The organism is Bradyrhizobium sp. 22 (assembly GCF_000482425.1).
Lineage (GTDB): Bacteria > Pseudomonadota > Alphaproteobacteria > Rhizobiales > Xanthobacteraceae > Bradyrhizobium > Bradyrhizobium japonicum_B.
This window is the reverse complement of sequence record NZ_KI519400.1, coordinates 1,912,036-1,912,754: the sequence shown is the minus strand read 5'-3', so window position 1 is coordinate 1,912,754 and position 719 is coordinate 1,912,036. Positions and strand designations below refer to the sequence as shown.

Annotated in this window: 1 protein-coding gene; it reads left to right on the top strand. The window is 70.4% G+C overall.

Features of this window, described 5'->3' with window-relative positions; genetic code table 11:
• On the top strand, window positions 1–719 hold a 719-nt coding region (locus K410_RS41670; RefSeq protein WP_245269587.1), incomplete at both ends, for a methyl-accepting chemotaxis protein.

Below are 719 nucleotides of genomic sequence, written 5' to 3'. Positions count from 1 at the left end.
GCCGTGCAGCTGGAATCGGCGGCCTCCACCCTGACCCGCACCGCCGAGACCACCCAGAGCCTGTCGAGCCAGGTCGCCGGCGTCTCCGAGCAGGCCTCCTCCAACATGCAGTCGGTCGCCACCGCGACCGAGGAGCTGTCCGCCTCGGTCGAGGAGATCGGCCGCCAGGTCCGCGATTCCAGCCGCATTGCGGAGGCCGCCGTGGTCCAGGCCAAGGAAACCGACGGGCGCATCGGCAAGCTCTCGCATGCGGCCCAGCAGATCGGCGAAGTGGTCAAGCTGATCACGGCGATCGCCGAGCAGACCAACCTTCTGGCGCTCAATGCCACCATCGAGGCGGCGCGCGCCGGCGAAGCCGGGCGCGGCTTTGCGGTGGTCGCCAGCGAGGTGAAGTCGCTGGCGAGCCAGACCGCGAAGGCGACCGACGAGATCTCCTCGCACATCGCGGGCATGCAGGGCGCCACCGCCGAATCGGTTGCCGCGATCAAGGAGATCGGGGCGACCATCGGCCAGATCTCGTCGATCTCGACGTCGATCGCCAGCGCGGTCGAGCAGCAGGGCGCGGCGACGCAGGAGATCGCGCGCAGCGTCCAGACCGTGGCGCAGGGCACCCAGACCGCGGCCACCGATATCGGCCAGGTCAACCGCGGCGCGGCCGAGACCGGCTCGGCCTCGGAGGAGGTGCTGCACTCGGCCAAGACGCTGTCGTCCGAAAGCAC